A 14,652-nucleotide genomic window follows, 5' to 3' on the forward strand; every position below is an offset into this window, starting at 1 on the left:
CAAGCTGCTTGCGTAACAGACCAGCCACTTCACGGACGGCCTCGCGGCGCCCCCTCAGGGCGCGGCCCACAGCCCCCGGACATGTCCCAGGTGGCGGGTCATCACCGCGCGCACCGCCTGCTCGTCGCGGTCCAGGAGCGCGTCGAGAAGTTCCAGGTGCTCTTCCGCCGAAGCCTCCAGCCGGCCCGCCTCGACCAGCGCCGTGAGCCCGTACAGCCGCGAGCGCTTCCTCAGGTCGCCGACGACCTCCACCAGGTGCGCGTTGCCCGCGAGGGCGAGCAGGCCGAGATGGAAACGGATGTCCGCCTCCACGTAGGCGATGAGGTCGCCGGCCGCCGCGGCGGTCACGATCTCCCGGGCCGCGGGACGCAGTGCCTCCAGGGAGACGGGGTCCGCCGTGGTGGCCAGGTGCACGACGGTGGGGATCTCGACGAGGGAGCGGATGTGCGTGTACTCGTCGAGCTGCCGCTCGGAGACCGCCGTGACCCGGAACCCCTTGTTCGGCACCGTGTCGACCAGTCCCTCCTTGGCCAGATCGAGCATCGCCTCGCGGACCGGCGTCGCCGAGACACCGAAGCGCGCCGCCAGCGTGGGCGCCGAGTAGACCTCACCGGCCCGTAGTTCACCCGCGATCAGGGCCGCCCGCAGCGCGTCGGCCACCCGCTCGCGATAGCTGCTCCGCCTCCCGCCCAGTGAGGGCAGGTCGGGAGCGGCGGAAGGTGCGCTGCTGCGCTGGGCGGCCATCGGGGTCTCCTCGTACGGGCCGGTGCGTCGCCGTATCGCCGCACCGGCCGGGTGCCATGTCACGTCCTACTCGGACCACCAGTATCTACGTCCCCGGGGCGGGCCGCTCACAGGACGAACCCGGCCGGGAACGGATCGGTGGGGTCGAGCAGGTACTGGGCCGTCCCGGTGATCCACGCGCGGCCGGTGAAGCTGGGCAGCACCGCGGGGATCCCGGCCACCTCGGTCTCGCCGAGCAGCCGTCCGGTGAACCGTGTCCCGATGAACGACTCGTTCACGAACTCGGTGTGCAGCGGGAGTTCGCCCCGCGCGTGCAGCTGGGCCATGCGCGCGCTGGTGCCCGTCCCGCACGGCGACCGGTCGAACCAGCCGGGGTGGATGGCCATCGCGTGGCGCGAGAGACGGGCCGTGGCCCCGGGGGCGTACAGGTGGACGTGGTGGCAGCCGCGGATGGACGGGTCCTCGGGGTGCACGGGCTCACCCTCGTCGTTGACCGCGTCCATCAGCGCCAGTCCGGCCGCGAGGATCTCGTCCTTGCGGGAGCGGTCGAAGGGCAGACCGAACTGCTCCAGCGGCAGGATCGCGTAGAAGTTCCCGCCGTACGCCAGGTCGTAGGTCACCGTGCGCCCGTCGGCGAGTGTGGCCTTCAGGTCGAGCCCGACGGAGAACGAGGGCACGTTCCGCAGCGTCACCTCCTTCGCCGCGCCGTCCTCGACCGCGACCTCGGCGACGACGACGCCCGCCGGGGTGTCGAGCCGGATCGTGGTGACCGGCTCGACGACCTCGACCATGCCCGTCTCCACCAGCACGGTCGCGACACCGATCGTGCCGTGTCCGCACATCGGGAGGTAGCCGGAGACCTCGATGTAGATCACGCCGAAGTCGCAGTCCGGCCGGGTGGAGGGCTGGAGGACGGCGCCGCTCATCGCCGCGTGCCCGCGCGGCTCGTTCATCAGGAGCTGCTTGACGTCGTCGCGGTGCTCACGGAAGTACAGCCGCCGCTCGTTCATCGTCGCGCCCGGAACCGTGCCGATGCCTCCCGTGATCACCCGGGTGGGCATGCCCTCGGTGTGCGAGTCGACGGCGTGCAGGACGAGTTTGCTGCGCATGGCACTCCTGGGTGGTGTCGGCGGGGGACGGACCGGGACGGGCGCGCGGCCCGCCGCTCAGGCGAGACCGGCGGCCACGGCCCGTTCCGTGGCCGACCTGACGGCCGCCTCCTGTCCGGGCAGCAGGGGTACGCGGGGCGGGCGGACCGGGCCGCCGTGTCGGCCGACGATGTCCATGGACAGCTTGATGGCCTGGACGAACTCGACCTGGGAGTCCCAGCGCAGCAGCGGGTGCAGCCGGCGGTAGAGCTTGCCCGCCGTGTCGAGGTCACCGGCGACGGCGGCGCGGTACAGCTCGACGCTCGCCCGCGGCAGAGCGTTCGGGTAGCCGGCCACCCAGCCCTTGGCGCCCGCCACGGCCAGTTCCAGCAGGACGTCGTCGGCGCCGATCAACAGATCGAGTTCCGGGGCGAGTTCGGCGATGCGGTAGGCGCGCCGCACGTCGCCGGAGAACTCCTTGACGCCCTGGACCGAGCCGGCCGCGTACAGCTCGGCGAGCAGTTCGGGGACCAGGTCGACCTTGGTGTCGATGGGGTTGTTGTACGCGACGACGGGAACGCCCGCGCGGGCGACCTCGGCGTAGTGGGCGAGGACGGACCGCTCGTCGGCCCGGTAGGCGTTGGGAGGCAGCAGCATCACGGCGCCGCAGCCCGCCTCGGCGGCCTGCTCGGCCCAGCGGCGGGCCTCCGCGGAGCCGTAGGCGGCCACTCCGGGCATCACCCGGTGCCCGCCGATCGCGGCGACGGCGGTCTCGACGACCCGGGCGCGCTCCTCGGGCGTGAGCACCTGGTACTCGCCGAGGGAGCCGTTCGGCACGACTCCGTCGCAGCCGTTCTCGACCAGCCAGGCGCAGTGCTCGGCGTACCGGTCGTAGTCCACGGAGAGGTCGTCGTTGAGCGGGAGCGCGGTGGCGACGAGGACTCCGCGCCAGGGGCGGTGGTCGGGGGTGACCGTCATGACGTACTCATCCCTCTCGATAGGGTGTGACATTTTACTGAGCCAGGGCGAAGGGACCTGGTCGGGTTCCGGGAGCGGTGCGGGCGCTACGGGCGGCGCGCGGCCCCCGGCCGGGCGGAGCCGGGCCGGACCCCGCGTTCACTCACCCGGTTCCTCCCCGGCGGCCGCGAGCACGCCGAGCGGTACGGGGCGCGCCAACAGCCGTCGAGCGGGCGTCTGTTCGCAGCCCGTGAGGCCGGCCACCGCCGGTTCGCACATCCGGCCCTGGCACCATCCCATCCCGGCGCGGGTGAGCAGTTTCACCGTGCGTACGTCGCCGGCCCCGAGGTCGGCGACGGCCTCGCGGATCCGGCCGCCCGTGACCTCCTCGCAGCGGCACACGACGGTGTCGTCGGTGACCTGGTCCGTCCAGTGCGCGGGCGGCGCGTACACCGTGTCGAGCGTCGCGGCGAAGGCCCGCAGGCGCGTACGGGACCGGATCGCGCGGGTCGTCGCGCGCGGGTCGGGTGCGGCGCCGGAGAGCCGGGCCGCGATCGACCGGCCCGCGATGTGTCCCTCCGCCAGAGCGAGCGCGGAGCCGCCGATGCCGGTCGCCTCCCCCGCGGCCCAGACGCCGGGCACGTCGGTGCGCTGCTCGTCGTCCACGGCCACCCGGAGCCCGTCGATCCGGCAGCCGAGCCCTTCGGCGAGGTCGGTGTGCGGGATCATCCCGTGGCCCACGGCGAGCGTGTCGCAGGGGATGCGCCGTTCGGCGCCGGGCCCGACCCGTCCGTCGGGGCCGAGCGCGGCGACGGTGACGGCTTCGAGCCGCTCGTCGCCATGCGCCTCGACAACGGTGTGGCGGGAGACGAACGGCACCCGGTGACGCAGGAGTTGAGCCGCGTACCGGGCGCCCTCGGCGACCTTCGCGGGCTGCGCGGCCAGCGCGGCGGCCCCCCGGACGAAGGCGCGCGGACCGGCGGACTCCACCAGCGCGGCGACCTCGACCCCGGCGGCGGCCAGTCCGGTCGCCACCGGCAGCAGCAGCGGCCCGGTCCCGGCGACAACAGCGGTACGGCCCGGCACGACGAGCCCGCCCTTGAGCATGGCCTGGGCCCCGCCCGCCGTCACGACGCCGGGGAGGGTCCAGCCGGGAAAGGGCAGCACCTTCTCGTATCCGCCGGTGGCGAGGAGCACGGCGTCCGCCCTCACGACGGCCGAGCGCTCCTGGAGCGGGCCCAGCAGGGCGTGGACCGTGAAGCCCGGCGCCGCGCCGCCGTCCGCCCCGGCCCCCGCCGGTTCCACCAGCCAGACATGACGGTCCGTCATGTGCTCGACCGTGCCCGCCTCCAGGTGCCGTGCGAGCCCTTCCTCCAGCCGTTCCCAGGCGTGCCACTGGTGGTGCAGGGCGCGGGGGCGCCGGGCGCGCAGGCCGGGGGCGGGGCGCCGGTAGAACTGGCCGCCCGCCGTGGCCGAGGCGTCGATCAGCGTGACGTGGATCCCGCGTGCCGCGGCGGCGAGGGACGCGGCGAGCCCCGCCGGCCCCGCGCCGATCACCGCGAGGTGGTGCCGTCCCTCAGTCATCTTGGCCCGTGCCTTCCTGACCGCGGCCCGCGTCGTGGCCGGTGCCGTCCTGGGTGCGGATCGCGTCGCCGGGCTCCAGCGGAACCAGGCAGGCCCGTTGGTTGGGGCGGTCGTTGACGGTGACGAGGCAGTCGAAGCAGACGCCGATGCCGCAGAAGACACCGCGTGGCCGGCCGGAGTCGCGGGTGGTGCGCCAGGAGGTGACGCCCGCGGCCCACAGCGCGGCCGCCGCCGTCCGGCCGGGCAGCGCCTCGATCTCCCGGCCGTCGAGGGTGACGGTGAACGCGGGTCCGGGCTCGGCCCCGGCCAGGTCCAGCGGGTTCACGCGGCCTCCTCGGGGAAGCGGTCGGGCCGGAACGGCGTGAGGTCGAGGTCGGGTGTCGCGCCGGTCATGACCTGCGCGATGAGGTGTCCGGTCCCGGTGGACAGACCGATCCCGGCGCCTTCGTGACCGCAGGCGTGGAAGAGCCCGGGCGCCCGGGGGTCCGGGCCGATCGCGGGCAGGTGGTCGGGCAGATAGGGCCGGAAGCCGAGATAGCTCCGCAGGGCGCGCACCTCCGCCAGGAAGGGGAAGAGCCGGGTGGCGCCGGCGGCGAGTTCGCGGACGACGGGCAGCGAGAACGAGCGGTCGAAGCCGACCCGTTCACGGCTGGCGCCGATCAGGACCGGACCGGCCGCCGTTCCCTCCACCACCGGTGAGGTCTGGAGGGCGGCCGAGTCGCTGGCCACGTCGGCGACGTAGTCCGCCGCGTACACCTTGTGCCGCACGCGGCGCGGCAGCGGTTCGGTGACGAGGACGAAACCGCGGCGGGGCAGTACGGGAAGGCCGACACCGGCGCGGGAGGCCACCTCGCGGCCCCAGGTCCCCGCCGCGTTCACGACGGCCGGCGCGTGCAGGTCGCCCCGGTCGGTGCGCACCCCGCGGACCGATCCGTCCCGCGCCCGCAGGACCTCGGTCACCGTGCGCCCGGTGAACAGCCGCGCGCCCGAGGCCCGTACGAGATGGGCGGCGGCGAGGGCCGGCATCACCTGGGTGTCCTGGGGGTAGTGCACGGCGCCCGCCAGGCCGGGGGCCAGATACGGCTCCAGGTCCTGGAGCCGGTCGGCGGTGACCGGCTCGGCCAGGACACCGGCCGCGCGCTGGCCGGTCGCGAACCTCTCCAGCGCGGCCAGCCCGTCGGGGGTCGACGCCACCACGACCCCTCCCTTGGCCTCGTACTCGATCGCCTCCGCGTACTCCTCGGCGAGGTCGGTCCACAACCGCCCGGAGAGCAGGGCCAGATCGAGCTCGGGTCCGGGTTCCTTGTCGGAGACGAGCAGGTTCCCCTCGCCCGCGCCGGTCGTGCCGCCGGCGACCGGGCCACGGTCCACCACGGCCACGTCGAGGCCGGCGCGAGCCGCGTACAGAGCGCAGGCGGCACCCACCATTCCGGCACCGACGACCACGACATCGCAGGTAAAGGGCTTGCTCACGCCAGTACTATGTCACATGCTTCTGTCGTGCGGAACGGTCGGCGCCGAGGGCGGGCGCTCTTCGCGGGCGCCGTGCCGGCCGCGTTCCCGCGGCACGCCGGGCCGCCCCGACCGCCGTGACCCGAACTGACCGAGACGAGCTGAAGAAGAAGGTGTCCGCCGTGGCCAAGGCCCGGAAGAACGGTCTCTACCGAGGAATCTCCGACGAGCTGTCCGCTCTGATGCGTACGGGCTGGGCCGGCACCGAGCGCGCCGACCTGCCGCCGGGCGAGCAGGCTGCGCACGCGGCCCGGCGCCGCGCCGCGCTGTCCGCCCTGTTCCCGGGTGAACGGCTGGTCATCCCGTCCGGCGGCCTCAGGAACAGGTCGAACGACACCCACTACCCGTTCCGCGCGTACTCGGGCTACGTCCATATGACGGGCGATCAGGCACGCGACGGTGCGTTGGTGCTGGAGCCGCGCACGGGCGGCGGTCACGACGCGCACTGCTACCAGCTCCCCCGCGACGGCCGGGACAGCGACGAGTTCTGGACGGGCATGACGGCCGAGCTGTGGATGGGCCGGCGCCGCTCCCTCGCCGAGTCGGAGCAGGTGCTCGGACTCCCCTGCCGCGACATCCGCACGCTCTCCAAGGACCTGGCGGACACCGGCGTCCCGACCCGCGTCGTGCGCGGCCACGCCCCGGCGATCGACGCGGCCCTCGTCACGGACGAGGAGCGGGACGCCGAGCTGGAGGAGGCGCTGTCCGGGCTGCGGCTGGTGAAGGACGCGTGGGAGATCGGCGAGCTGCGCCGGGCGGTGGACTCCACGGTGCGCGGATTCATCGACGTCGTAAGGGAGTTGTCGCAGGCCGTCGCCACCTCGGAGCGGTGGATCGAGGGCACGTTCTTCCGGCGCGCCCGCGTCGAGGGCAACGACGTCGGCTACGGCTCGATCTGCGCGGCCGGCGAGCACGCCACGATCATGCACTGGGTGGAGAACGACGGGCCCGTCCGACCCGGTGATCTGCTGCTTCTCGACGCGGGCGTGGAGACCCGCACGCTCTACACCGCCGACGTGACCCGCACCCTCCCGATCAGCGGCACGTTCACACCGCTGCAGCGCGAGATCTACGACGCGGTGTACGCGGCGCAGGAGGCCGGCATGGCCGTGGTGAAGCCCGGCGCCCCGTACCGCGACTTCCACGACGCCGCCCAGTGGTCGATGACCGAGCGGCTGGTGGCCTGGGGGCTCATCGAGGGCCCGGCGCAGCGGGCGTTCGACCTCGGTCTGCAGCGTCGCTTCACCATGGCGGGCACGGGTCACATGCTGGGCCTCGACGTGCACGACTGCGCGCGGGCCCGCAACGAGGACTACGTCGGCGGCGTCCTGGAGCCGGGCATGGTCCTCACCGTGGAGCCGGGTCTCTACTTCCAGCCGGACGACCTGACGGTCCCCGAGGAGTGGCGCGGCATCGGCGTCCGGATCGAGGACGACCTCCTGGTCACGGCGGACGGCTACGAGAACCTGTCGGGCGCTCTGCCGCGCTCTGCCGACGAGGTCGAGGCGTGGATGCGGGAGCACGCGGGATAGCCGGCGGGGGTCCCGGGGCGCGTGCCCGGCGGGCGCCGGACACCTCCCGCTGTCCAACGAGCTTGCGGCAGACGGCTGTTCGCCCGCGTACGGGGCTTCCTCAGGGGTAGTCGGAGGGCTCCGCGTACACACGGTGCGCGGAGCGGGCGGGCTCCGGGGGAGACCGTCGCGGGAGGGGGAGACCGATGATGGAGAAGCTCTCCGACTTTCTGGCCCGGCACCTGTGGTTCCAGTTCGCCCTGTCGTGGCTGGCGGCCACCGCGGTCGTGCTGCTGATCTATCCGGGGCGTTCGGTGCCGGGCGTACTGGTCCGTGTCGTCGTCACGTCCGTGGGCGCCCTGTGGGTCGCCCTGCGGATCCGCGCCCGGGAGAAGCGGGCCGCGGGGGGCTCGACGGATGGACTGGTCGCTCTGGAGAGGCAGTTGCGCACGGGTGAGGTGCCCGTCGAACCGGAGCGGCAGGAGGCCATGCGGGAGCTGGTGGACCGGAGGGCGCACCGGACCCGGCATCGCGGGGCGGCCCTGCTGTTCCTCTTCCTCCTCTTCGGCGGCGTGGTGGTGCTGACGGCCCTGACGGCCGGACCGCGGCAGACGATCGGGTTCGGGTTGCTGACGGCGGCCTTCCTGACCTGGGCCGTGGTCGGCGGCGGCCGTGGACAGCGGCGGTTGCGGCACATGCGGGACCTCCTCGCCGCGGCCCCGGACGCCGCCGGCCCGGATCGCTCCGCCCCGAACCCCGGCGGTCCCGGTCTCCCGGCGTCGAACGGGGCGGCCCCCGGCCGGCCCGGGCAGCGGTCGCAGCCCCGATGACCGGGGCGCGGGTGGGCCCGCTGTGCGGGCCCGGTCAGATCCTGCTCGCGGTGGCGGTGTCCGCCGACAGCCGCTGGGCCACGTAGATCGGGATCACCGAGAGCAGGACGAGGACGGCCGCGACGACGTTCACGACCGGTGCCTGCTGGGGACGGGTCATGTTGTTGAAGATCCAGATCGGCAGGGTCTCGATCCCGGGCCCCGCCGTGAACGTCGTGACGACGATCTCGTCGAAGGACAGCGCGAAGGCGAGCAGCCCGCCGGCCAGCAGCGCCGAGCGCACCAGCGGGAACGTGACGTCGGCGAAGGCGCGGAAGGTGTCCGCGCCCAGATCCGCCGCGGCCTCCTCGTAACTGCCGGAGGTGCGGCGCAGCCGGGCGACGACGTTGTTGAAGACGACGACGATGCAGAAGGTCGCGTGGCCGACGATCACGGTGAACATGCCGAGGCCGACGCCGAGCGGTTCGAGGACCGTGCTGAACGCCGAGTTGAGGGCGATGCCCGTGACGATGCCGGGCAGCGCGATCGGCAGCACGACCACGAAGGAGACGGCGCCGCGGCCGAAGAAGCGGTGGCGGGCGACCGCGAAGGCGATCAGGGTGCCCAGCACCAGGGCGATCGCCGTGGCGCCGATGCCCGCCTTGACCGAGACCCACAGGGCGTCGCGGGCGCCCGCGTTGTCCCAGGCGGCCGACCACCAGTGGACGGTGAGACCGGACGGCGGCCAGCTCGCACTGCGGTCCGGGTTGAAGGAGTTGACCAGGACGAGCGCGAGCGGCACGTAGATGACCGCGAAGCCGAGCCCGGCGGCGACGCGCAGGGCGATGCGCGCGGGACGGGAGAGTTGCACAGCGGGCTCCTCAGAGACTGCTCAGGGCGCCCGTGCGGCGCATCGCGAGGAGGTACACCACGATGACCACGACGGGGACCGTGCCGAGCGCGGCGGCCATGGGCAGGTTCAGTTCGATGTTGGAGTAGACGACGTTGCCGATGAGCTGGGTCTTTCCGCCGACGATCTGCACGGTGATGTAGTCGCCGAGGCTGAGCGAGAAGGTGAAGACCGAACCGGCGGCCACGGACGGCAGGACCATCGGCAGCACCACGGAGCGGAAGGTACGGCCCGCCCCGGCGCCCAGGTCGGCCGACGCGTCGAGGAGGTTGGCGGGCAGCTGCTCCAGTGCCGTGTGGATCGGCAGGATCATGTACGGCAGCCAGAGGTAGGTCAGCGCGATGATCGCCGCGGTCAGGCCGAACCCTGGGCCGCTGAGCCCGAAGGGCCGCAGCATCCAGTCGGCCAGGCCTCCTTGGGAGAGGATCAGCCGCCAGGCGTAGACCTTGACGAGGTAACTCGCCCACAGCGGGGTGAGGATGGCGACGACGAGCAGCGGGCGCCACCGGGGTCGGGCGACGCGGGCCGTGTAGAAGGCGACGGGGAAGGCGATCAGGGCGCACAGGACGGTGACCGCGAGGGCGACGCCGATGCTGCGCAGGACGACCTGCCGGAAGACGGGCGTGGTGAACAGCTCGCGGAAGTTGTCCGTCGACCAGACCCTGACGACCTCCGAGGTGAAGGAGTCGGTCGTCCAGAACGCGGAGACGAACAGCACGGCCAGCGAACCGAGATAGAGCACCGCGAGCCACAGCAGCGGCGCGGCCAGAAGCAGGGACAGCCGCAGCCGGGAGTGCCGGTGCAGGGTCCCGGCGAGCCGCCGGACGGGGGAGCGTCCGGCGGCCGGCAGGGGGGAGGTCATCGCTTCGTCAGCCCTTGATCTCGGTCCAGGCCTGGACCCACTTGGCGTACGGGACGCACGTGACGTCCGTGCGGCCGTCCAGGCACTGCTCGATGGGCGTGTTCCAGAAGGCGATGTTCTTCCAGTAGCTCTCGTCGGCGGCGTGGAAGGTGTCGCAGAAGGTGCTGTCGCTGGTGTCCGCGCAGGCCTTGGAGTTGGCGGGCGCCTCACCGAAGTACTCGGCGACCTGGGCGTTCACCTTCGGGGAGATGATCCAGTCCATCCACTTGTAGGCGCAGTTGGGGTGCTTGGCCTTGGCCGAGACCATCCAGGTGTCGGACCAGCCGGTGGAGCCCTCCTCGGGCACGAACGCCTTCACCTTGGCGCCCTCGTCGGCGGTGAGGTTGGCGATGACCTGCCAGCTCGTGCCGATGACGGAGTCGCCGCTCTTGAACGCGGAGATCTCCTTCAGGTAGTCGCTCCAGTACTCCCCCACGTTCGCGCTCTGCTTCTTCAGCAGGGCGACCGCCGCGTCGAACTGCTTCTGGTCGAGGGCGTAGGGGTCCTTGATCTTCAACTCGGGCCGGGCGGACTTCAGATAGAGGGCCGCGTCGGCTATGTAGATGGGCGAGTCGTACGCGGTGACGTGGCCCTTGTACGCGGAGGCGTCGTCGAACACCGCGGACCAGGAGGTGGGCGCGGGCCTGACCTTCCCGGTGTCGTACATCAGGAGGTTGGCGCCCCGGCCGTGCGGGATGCCGTACATCTGGCCGTCGACGGAGTTCCAGGCGCCCTTCTTCAGACCGCTGAAGACGTCCTTGTAGTTCGGTACGAGGCCGGTGTTGACGGGGGCCGCGTCGCCCGAGGCGATCAGGCGCAGGGAGGCGTCGCCGGAGGCGGAGACCGCGTCGTACTGGCCGGTCTTCATCAGCTTGACCATCTCGTCGGAGCTGGCGGCCACCTTGGAGTTGACCTGGCAGCCGGTCCGCTTCTCGAAGTCGCCGACCCAGTCGACCTTCGGGTCGTTGGACCCGTCCTCGACGTAGCCGGCCCAGGCGATCAGATTGACCTGCCCCTCCGTCGTGCCGAGCTTCGTGGGGGCCTTGAGGTCGGGCGGGTTGAGGCCGCCGGCCGAGGAGGAGCCGGAGTCGGAGGATCCGCAGGCGGTGGCCGCGAGGAGCACCGCGACGGCGGCGGCGGCCCGGAGGGTTGGGGTGAGGGGCACGACGTACTCCATACGTGACGGGGACTGAGCGGGAGGTCAGCTGGGGTCGGGGACCCGGACCGAGTGGCGGTGGTGCCACCGGAGGCGGACCCGGGTGCCGCGCAGGGCGGCGACGTCCTCGGAGGAGGTGTCCAGGTTCTGCTGGAGCGCGGTGAGGCGGCCGCCGGCGTCGAGGTCCACCAGGAAGCGGGTGGAGTCACCCAGGTAGACGACCTCGGCGACGGTGCCGGTGGTGCTGGAGTGCTCCGGCTCGTCGGCCTCGGCGGACTCTGCGAGGAGGCGGATCTTCTCGGGCCGGACGCTGTAGGTGCCCGGGGAGCCGACGACCTGCCGGGCGGACTGGCCCTCCAGCAGGTTGGAGGTGCCGACGAATCCCGCGACGAACGGGGTGGCGGGGCGTTCGTAGATCTCGGCCGGGGTGCCGACCTGTTCGATGCGGCCCTGGTGGAAGACGGCGATGCGGTCGCTCATCGTCAGGGCCTCCTCCTGGTCGTGGGTGACGAACACGAAGGTGATGCCGACCTCGCGCTGGATCGCCTTGAGTTCGACCTGCATCTGCTCGCGCAGCTTGAGGTCGAGGGCGCCGAGCGGTTCGTCGAGCAGCAGGACGCCGGGGCGGCCGACGAGGGCCCTGGCGAGGGCGACGCGCTGGCGCTGGCCGCCGGAGAGCTGACTCGGGCGGCGCCGGCCGAACCCTTCGAGGCGGACGTCGGCGAGCGCCTTGCGGGCCCGTACCAGCCGCTCCGCCTTGGGCACCTTGCGGACCTTCAGGCCGTAGGCGACGTTCTGTTCCACCGTCATGTGCGGGAAGAGGGCGTAGTCCTGGAAGACGGTGTGGACGTCCCGTTCGAAGGGCGCGAGACCGGTGACATCCCGGCCGGCCAGCTCGATCCGGCCGGCCGTCGGACGCTCGAACCCGGCGATCATCCGCAGCACGGTCGTCTTTCCGGAGCCGGACGGGCCGAGCATCGAGAAGAACTCGCCGTCGGCTATCTCCAGATCGACTCCGGCCACGGCGGTCGCGCTGCCGAACGCCTTGCGCAGGCCCTGGAGCCGGATCGCCTGTGCCTCCATGGGCGGGAACCTTTCTGGTGCGGTGGCGCGTTGCAACACTGACCGGAAAGATATGAAGTCATAGTTCAAATCTCAAGACCCCTTTAGAGTAAAGGTTGAGTCAACGCACAAGGTGGTGACCGTGAAGCAACACAGGGACGACGGCGTCCGCAGAGCCGTCTTCACTCCCGTGGACAACCGCGCCCGCGTCGAGACGGTGGTGCACCGGATCGGCGACGCCATCGAGCTCGGGCTGCTCGCCGACGGCGAGCAGCTCCCCGGCGAGATGGAGCTGGCCGGGCAGCTCGGCGTGTCCACGGTCACCCTGCGCGAGGCGCTCATGGCCCTCCGCCAGCAGGGACTGGTCACCACGCGGCGCGGACGCGGCGGCGGCAGCTTCGTCTCCCTGCCCGAGGTCCCCGGCGAGGACCGGCTGCGGGTCCGGCTGGCCGGCTGGAGCACCGAGGAGCTGCGCGACCTCGGGGACCACTGGGCCGCCGTCTCCGGTGCCGCCGCCCGGCTCGCGGCACAGCGCACCGAACCGGACGATCTGCGGGCGCTGCGGCGCACCCTGGACGAGCTGTCGTCGGCCGAGGACGCCGCCGCCCGCAGCCGCGTCTACGGCCGCTTCCACGTCGAACTCGCCGCGGCGGCACAGTCCGCCCGGCTGACCCGTGAACAGGTCGCGCTCCAGACCGAGGTGGGGGCGCTGATGTGCCTGGTGCTCGGGGACGACGAATATCGTGAAGAAGTCGCAGACCGTCACCGCTCCGTAATCTCGGCGGTGCAAGATGGGGCCCACGATTCGGCCAGAGCGCTGGCCGAGCGGTGCGTACAGGACTCGACGGCGCGGCTCATCGGCCTGCGTCTGGCGATGCCTCGCACCGCGTCCGGCTCCCGTCCGCTGGAGGGCACCCATGAGCAGGAGCCCCGGCCCGGTCGGCGCAACCGCAACGCTTGACGGCGGTCCCGAGGCGGCCGTCGCCGCCCAGGTCCGCTCGACACTGGAGGCCGTCTTCGCCGCGGTCGCCGAGACCCGGGACGAGACGACCGCGCTGCTCACCCGGGTGGCCGCGCAGGGCCGCCGTCCCGCCACGGTGGACCTCGCCGCGCTGCGTCCCGGGCTCCATCTGCGGCTCGTCAGGCAGGAGTTGGTGTCGGGCGTCGGCTTCGTGGCGGCGCCGGGCCTGCTCGGTGACGTACCGGCGTGGCTGGAGTGGTGGCAGCAGGGCGCCGACGGGAACGTACGGCCGCTGCTGCTCGATCTCGACCCGGCGCACTCCGCGTACTCCGACTACACGCACTGGGACTGGTTCGCGCTCCCGCGGGACACCGGGCGGCGCGCGGTGGCCGGGCCGTACGTCGACTACCTCTGTTCCGACGAGTACAGCCTGACCCTGTCCGCCCCCGTCCACGTGGAGGGCCGGTTCGTGGGGGTGGCGGCGGCCGACGTGTATCTGCGGCACTTCGAGGGCGCCGTCGTGCCGCTCCTGCAGCGGCTGTCCGGGGCCGCCCATCTGGTCAACGCGCGGGGCCGGGTGGCCGCCTCCGCCGACCCGGAGCATCTGGCCGGATCACTCACCAAGGGACCGGACTTCGGGTCCGTGCTGACCGCCGCCCGGAGCGCGCGCTTCGAGGCGATGCGGCTCGTCCCGTGCGACGGCGTACCGCTCGTGCTGGTGACGCCGGCCGGCTGAGACGGCGTCCGCGGGATCGCACCCGGGAACCGGGCTCGACGGCTCAGACCGCGCGCAGTTCCGCGGCGCCGTTGCGGGTGGTGCGCGCCTTGCCGGGGCCGCTCGGAGCCGGCCGGACCGCCTCGCGCAGGACGAGCGTCATCCGCGTATAGCCCATGTCCTGAAGGGTTTTGGGGGTGTCGTCGACGATGCGGCAGTCGGTGCTGCCCCAGCGCGGGTCCGGGTGCACGACCGGGCGCACCGCGCCGTCGTGCTGGACCGCGCCCGGGCCGACCGCGCGGATCCAGTGCGGCAGACCGTGTCGATAGGCCGCGTCCATGATCGGGTCCTGGGCGATGTCCCGGCGGATCGACAGGAGTCCGCGGTCCTGTCCGTGCTGCTCGACGGCCGCCGCGAAGTGCGCGAGCATGGGCAGGCACCAGCTCGACTCGTGCTCGCCGAGGACCGTGGCGGCGTCCGGATGGAACAGGACGAAACGCAGGAAGTTGTCCCCCGGCATGGCGGTCGGGTGCGCGCCGACGCCGCCGAAAAGTGTCTCGAACCCGGCGTTGGACAGCACGACGTCCCAGCGGTGGTCGAACACCACGGAGGGGAACGGGACGGCCTCGAGCAGGCTCGCGTAGTCCTGGAGGTACGCCTGAGCTTCGAGACTCTCGGGGACAGGTCGCGGCTGGGACCGCTGCCTTCCTGCCTGGTACGCCATCGGGAGGTCACCCCTCTT

At 72.6% G+C, this 14,652-nt stretch carries 15 protein-coding genes; 4 read left to right on the top strand and 11 right to left on the bottom strand.

What is annotated here, in order from left to right:
- Nucleotides 1–54: 54 nt before the first annotated feature.
- The 6 genes from ACIRQH_RS34550 to ACIRQH_RS34575 all read right to left on the bottom strand — a co-directional run bounded on the left by ACIRQH_RS34550 (nucleotide 55) and on the right by ACIRQH_RS34575 (nucleotide 5,846).
- Nucleotides 55–744, bottom strand: coding sequence for a GntR family transcriptional regulator (locus ACIRQH_RS34550; RefSeq protein ID WP_358820208.1), 690 nt, complete (start codon nucleotides 742–744; stop codon nucleotides 55–57).
- A gap of 107 nt (nucleotides 745–851) precedes the next feature.
- Nucleotides 852–1,853: a proline racemase family protein gene (locus tag ACIRQH_RS34555; protein WP_358820207.1), complete on the bottom strand. Its 1,002-nt coding sequence runs from the start codon at nucleotides 1,851–1,853 to the stop codon at nucleotides 852–854.
- 57 nt (nucleotides 1,854–1,910) lie between these two features.
- Nucleotides 1,911–2,810, bottom strand: a complete 900-nt coding sequence (locus tag ACIRQH_RS34560; protein ID WP_388876740.1) for a dihydrodipicolinate synthase family protein — start codon at nucleotides 2,808–2,810, stop codon at nucleotides 1,911–1,913.
- Nucleotides 2,811–2,948: 138 nt separating this feature from the next.
- A complete protein-coding gene (locus tag ACIRQH_RS34565) occupies nucleotides 2,949–4,373 on the bottom strand; it encodes an FAD-dependent oxidoreductase (protein WP_404228765.1) in 1,425 nt (474 codons plus the stop codon).
- Nucleotides 4,366–4,698, bottom strand: a complete 333-nt coding sequence (locus tag ACIRQH_RS34570) for a (2Fe-2S)-binding protein (protein ID WP_388876735.1) — start codon at nucleotides 4,696–4,698, stop codon at nucleotides 4,366–4,368. The genes ACIRQH_RS34565 and ACIRQH_RS34570 overlap by 8 nt, the downstream gene beginning before the upstream one ends.
- Nucleotides 4,695–5,846 carry an NAD(P)/FAD-dependent oxidoreductase gene (locus ACIRQH_RS34575; RefSeq protein ID WP_404228768.1) on the bottom strand — a complete coding sequence of 384 codons (1,152 nt, stop codon included), beginning with the start codon at nucleotides 5,844–5,846 and terminating at the stop codon, nucleotides 4,695–4,697. Before ACIRQH_RS34575 ends, ACIRQH_RS34570 begins: the two co-directional genes overlap by 4 nt.
- 161 nt (nucleotides 5,847–6,007) lie before the next feature.
- Between ACIRQH_RS34575 and ACIRQH_RS34580 the strand changes: the two genes are divergently transcribed.
- Nucleotides 6,008–7,417, top strand: a complete 1,410-nt coding sequence (locus ACIRQH_RS34580) for an aminopeptidase P family protein (RefSeq protein ID WP_404228771.1) — start codon at nucleotides 6,008–6,010, stop codon at nucleotides 7,415–7,417.
- A 185-nt stretch (nucleotides 7,418–7,602) separates the two neighbouring features.
- The gene (locus ACIRQH_RS34585; protein WP_404228774.1) at nucleotides 7,603–8,226 is read left to right on the top strand and encodes a hypothetical protein; all 624 of its coding nucleotides are present in this window, start codon (nucleotides 7,603–7,605) and stop codon (nucleotides 8,224–8,226) included.
- Nucleotides 8,227–8,260: 34 nt separating this feature from the next.
- Here ACIRQH_RS34585 and ACIRQH_RS34590 read toward each other — a convergent pair whose 3' ends face one another.
- Genes ACIRQH_RS34590 through ACIRQH_RS34605 form a run of 4 tightly spaced genes read right to left on the bottom strand, consistent with a single transcriptional unit; the run spans nucleotide 8,261 to nucleotide 12,255 of the window.
- A complete protein-coding gene (locus tag ACIRQH_RS34590; RefSeq protein ID WP_404228777.1) occupies nucleotides 8,261–9,076 on the bottom strand; it encodes an ABC transporter permease in 816 nt (271 codons plus the stop codon).
- A gap of 10 nt (nucleotides 9,077–9,086) precedes the next feature.
- The gene (locus tag ACIRQH_RS34595) at nucleotides 9,087–9,977 is read right to left on the bottom strand and encodes an ABC transporter permease (protein WP_358820199.1); all 891 of its coding nucleotides are present in this window, start codon (nucleotides 9,975–9,977) and stop codon (nucleotides 9,087–9,089) included.
- A 7-nt stretch (nucleotides 9,978–9,984) separates the two neighbouring features.
- The gene (locus ACIRQH_RS34600) at nucleotides 9,985–11,193 is read right to left on the bottom strand and encodes an ABC transporter substrate-binding protein (RefSeq protein ID WP_404228780.1); all 1,209 of its coding nucleotides are present in this window, start codon (nucleotides 11,191–11,193) and stop codon (nucleotides 9,985–9,987) included.
- 24 nt (nucleotides 11,194–11,217) lie between these two features.
- Complete coding sequence (locus tag ACIRQH_RS34605; RefSeq protein WP_388876718.1) at nucleotides 11,218–12,255, bottom strand: ABC transporter ATP-binding protein; 1,038 nt, start codon at nucleotides 12,253–12,255, stop codon at nucleotides 11,218–11,220.
- A 121-nt stretch (nucleotides 12,256–12,376) separates the two neighbouring features.
- Between ACIRQH_RS34605 and ACIRQH_RS34610 the strand changes: the two genes are divergently transcribed.
- Nucleotides 12,377–13,195: a FadR/GntR family transcriptional regulator gene (locus ACIRQH_RS34610; protein WP_388876715.1), complete on the top strand. Its 819-nt coding sequence runs from the start codon at nucleotides 12,377–12,379 to the stop codon at nucleotides 13,193–13,195.
- Nucleotides 13,152–13,931 (top strand): cache domain-containing protein, encoded by a 780-nt coding sequence (locus ACIRQH_RS34615; RefSeq protein ID WP_388876713.1) that lies wholly within the window; start codon nucleotides 13,152–13,154, stop codon nucleotides 13,929–13,931. The genes ACIRQH_RS34610 and ACIRQH_RS34615 overlap by 44 nt, the downstream gene beginning before the upstream one ends.
- A 43-nt stretch (nucleotides 13,932–13,974) precedes the next feature.
- On the opposite strand, the gene ACIRQH_RS34620 is transcribed toward ACIRQH_RS34615, so the two are convergent.
- Nucleotides 13,975–14,634, bottom strand: coding sequence for a hypothetical protein (locus tag ACIRQH_RS34620; protein ID WP_388876711.1), 660 nt, complete (start codon nucleotides 14,632–14,634; stop codon nucleotides 13,975–13,977).
- Between the last annotated feature and the right edge of the window lie 18 nt (nucleotides 14,635–14,652).

This window comes from Streptomyces sp. NPDC102279, from assembly GCF_044766365.1.
In the GTDB taxonomy this organism is placed as follows: domain Bacteria; phylum Actinomycetota; class Actinomycetes; order Streptomycetales; family Streptomycetaceae; genus Streptomyces.